Origin of the sequence: Roseicyclus sp., from assembly GCF_052168335.1 — a bacterium.
Lineage (GTDB): Bacteria > Pseudomonadota > Alphaproteobacteria > Rhodobacterales > Rhodobacteraceae > Roseibacterium.
Window position 1 is genome coordinate 1 of sequence record NZ_JBQLZP010000680.1, and the last position, 2924, is coordinate 2924.

The 2924-nt window shown below is 72.6% G+C and carries 2 protein-coding genes, 1 tRNA gene and 3 pseudogenes; 1 reads left to right on the top strand and 5 read right to left on the bottom strand.

Annotation, left to right across the window (positions count from 1 at the left end):
- Nucleotides 1–385, bottom strand: a pseudogene (locus tag ACTS11_RS20755) (UDP-N-acetylglucosamine 1-carboxyvinyltransferase); the annotation flags it as partial.
- Between the two features lie 34 nt (nucleotides 386–419).
- Nucleotides 420–560 (bottom strand): hypothetical protein, encoded by a 141-nt coding sequence (locus ACTS11_RS20760; RefSeq protein WP_442642185.1) that lies wholly within the window; start codon nucleotides 558–560, stop codon nucleotides 420–422.
- Nucleotides 561–652: 92 nt separating this feature from the next.
- On the opposite strand from ACTS11_RS20760, the gene ACTS11_RS20765 reads away from it, so the two are divergent.
- Nucleotides 653–727, top strand: a tRNA-Thr gene (locus tag ACTS11_RS20765).
- Nucleotides 728–1083: 356 nt separating this feature from the next.
- Here ACTS11_RS20765 and ACTS11_RS20770 read toward each other — a convergent pair.
- From ACTS11_RS20770 to ACTS11_RS20780, 3 genes and pseudogenes are all read right to left on the bottom strand, one after another.
- Nucleotides 1084–1485 carry a cytochrome C gene (locus ACTS11_RS20770; RefSeq protein WP_442642186.1) on the bottom strand — a complete coding sequence of 134 codons (402 nt, stop codon included), beginning with the start codon at nucleotides 1483–1485 and terminating at the stop codon, nucleotides 1084–1086.
- A 385-nt stretch (nucleotides 1486–1870) separates the two neighbouring features.
- A pseudogene (locus tag ACTS11_RS20775) lies at nucleotides 1871–2065 on the bottom strand (c-type cytochrome); the annotation flags it as partial.
- Nucleotides 2066–2384: 319 nt separating this feature from the next.
- Nucleotides 2385–2924: pseudogene (locus tag ACTS11_RS20780) on the bottom strand (MFS transporter); the annotation flags it as partial.

Below are 2924 nucleotides of genomic sequence, written 5' to 3' on the forward strand. Positions count from 1 at the left end.
GGTGCAGGTCGACGGGCCGCGCGCCGATGGCGCAGCCGCCCGGCAGCGACACGACCGCCCGCCCCTCGCGCGCCAGCATCGGCCCGAGCACCAGGATCGAGGCCCGCATCTTGCGGACGATGTCGTAGTCGGCCGTGTGGTTGTCGAGCCCGTGGGACGAGAGCGCCAGCACGCGGCCCTCGTTCAGCGACGAGACCTCGGCCCCGAGCGACTGGAGGAGCGTCGTCATCGTCCGGATGTCGGAGAGGCGCGGCGCGTTCGTCAGCGTCAGCGGCTCCTCGGAGAGCAGCGTCGCGGGCATCAGCGTGAGGCAGGCGTTCTTGGCGCCCGCGATGGGGATCTGCCCCGACAGCGGCCCGTTCCCGGTGACGACGATCCTGTCCATTTCTGCCCTCGCCTCGCGGCGCGGGGAGCCGGGATCACGCCCCGCCCTTCTCCGCGCGTTTCTTCGCCTGCGCCTTGCGCTTGGCCATGTTCGCCTTGAGAGCCGCCTTCAGCCGCGTCTCGCGCCCCGATTTCGCCGCCGGTTTCGGCGTCCGCTCCTGCGCCTTTTCGGTCATGGACGCCCTCTTACCGCGCGCCGCCCGACGCGTCCAGATTGCGCTTGCGTCATGGTTGGATTGCGGCTAGTCCACCGCCCACGCGAGCGAGGGCCGCAGTAGCTCAGTGGTAGAGCGCACCCTTGGTAAGGGTGAGGTCGGGAGTTCAATCCTCCCCTGCGGCACCATCCCCACCCCCTGAAATGCCCGATCGGGTTGCGCCGATACGCGACGCCTTACGCGGATTTGCGAGGTCGGCGGTGTGCGGAAAAAACCGCCGACCCGGTGCCGAGCGGCCTCCGGATCGCGCGCCCGCAGCACCCGCACGTATCGCCCGCCCGCTGCGGCGCCCGGCCGGTCCGCCGTCTTCGGCGTAGCGCTGGACGATCGCGGCCGTGAGGGGCGCAGCGCGCGTGACCGTACACGCGTGTATGTCGCGTGCGTTCGTGCATGGAAAACGCCGCAGGATCGTGAATGCGTTCCCCGAGGTCGACCGCCCTCTCTTCCAGCCGGCCCTCCCCCCGCCCCGGCAAGGCGCGTTCCGCTAGCGCTGCAGCGTCGCCACGTAGTCCGCCAGCGCGATCAGCCGCGGCGGGGTCGGCGTGAGCACGCCGGGCTCCGTCTCGAAGGGCACCAGATCGTCCGCGAAGAGGGCGCCGAATTCCGGCATCCCGTCCGGCGCACGGGTGTAGCCGTCGACCCGCGCCATGACCTCGAGCATCGGGAAGACGCCGCCGTTCCGCGCGGCGAGCCGCGTGAGGTCGGCCGGCCGCGGGTCGAGCCCCGCCGCGGCGGGCCCGTCTCCGGCGCCGGTCGCGCCATGGCAGCTCGAGCAGAGCGCGAGGTAATCCTCCTGTCCGGTCGCGTCCGGCGGCCGGTCCATCTCGCGGGCCTGGCATCCCGCCAGGACGATGCTCGCGGCGATGAGCCCGATGGCGAAACGCATGATCCCCTCCTCCCCAGCGCTGGTCCCGCGCCGAGCCAACCACAGCCGCCACCCGCGGGCAACGTCCCTCGTCCCGCGCCATCGCGTCGCGCAGGGGTCCGCCGGCCCGGGGACGGCACGGCGACATGCGCGGAACCCTCGGGTCGCGAGACCCGGAGCGGAGGCGCGCCCGGCATCCCGAGGCAGGCGCGCGACGCCGCGGAGCGAGCCTCCCTCTGGGTGGCGGGCCCTCCCCGGCGCGCCGATGTCGTGCGGACCGCCGCGACACCTGCCGCGACACGACCGGCGCTCCGGGGACGGAACCGCCGCACGGTCGCCCCGCCCCGCCATGCGGGCCGCCGGATGCCGTTCCGGCGCCGCGACAGGGCCGCAGCGCGTCTCCGCCTCAGCGGAATGTGGTGGAAATGAACGTGGCGAGGCCCGCGATGTCCGCGTCGGTCAGGTCGGCCGCCATCGGGATCATCAGCATCGAGTTCGGCCCGATGCGCTCCCCGGCGCGATAGGTCATCAGCCGGTCCGAGAGGTAGTCCTCGGTCTGGCCGGACAGCGAGGGATACGTGGAAACGCCTCGCCCCATGCGACCGTGGCAGGCCGATCAGACGGTGGCGTAGAGTTCCTCGGCCGGAACGGCCACGGGTTCGGACGCGGCGACGGGCCATGCGAACAGCGCCGCCGTGGCGGCGGCGAGCAGTCGGTACTTCATGGAACCGCCCGTCCATGCACACGACGGTTCCGCACGGGCGGGGTCCTGCCGCCGGAGACATCCGCCCGTGTCGGGCGCTGCTTCCGGCGGGGTTTCCTTCCCCGACCGCGACGAACCGTCGCAAGTGAGGTATTGCGCCCCGACCTCCCGTCAATATCGATTTCCGCGCGACCGGCGGCGTTTCGCGCGGGCCGGCTCAGGTTCGGGCCACCGCCCTTGCGCAGAGCGGGAAGACGAGGACCAGCGCGGCCAGCCCCCAGAACGCGGCGACGAGGCTCGTCGCCTGCGAGACGAAGCCGATCAGGGCGGGGCCGGCCAGGATGCCCGCGTAGCCCGTCGTCGTGACCGCCGCGATGGCGAGGCCGGCGGGCATCATCGTCTGCCGGCCCGCCGCGCTGAAGAGGACGGGGACGAGGTTCGCCGCGCCGAGCCCGACGAGGAAGAACCCCGCCAGCGCGAGCGGCGCGACCGGCGCCAGCAGCATCAGCGCGAGGCCGCAGGCCACGACGATCCCGCCGCCCACGAGCGTCGCGAAGGGGCCGATCATCGCCACCAGCCTGTCGCCCAACAGCCGCGCCCCCGCCATGGCGATGGAGAAGAGCATGAAGCCGAGGCCCGCGCGCGCGGTCTCCAGCAGCTCCCGCTCGACGGTGAGGAGCGCGCCCCAGTCGAGGATCGCGCCCTCGATCAGGAAGATGTAAGGAGCCAAGGTCGGATGATCGAGAATGTCGAACCG

Coding starts and splice junctions, on each gene's coding strand:
- ACTS11_RS20760 (WP_442642185.1), bottom strand. CDS start 560: ATGACCGAAAAGGCGCAGGAGCGGACGCCGAAACCGGCGGCGAAATCG.
- ACTS11_RS20770 (WP_442642186.1), bottom strand. CDS start 1,485: ATGCGTTTCGCCATCGGGCTCATCGCCGCGAGCATCGTCCTGGCGGGA.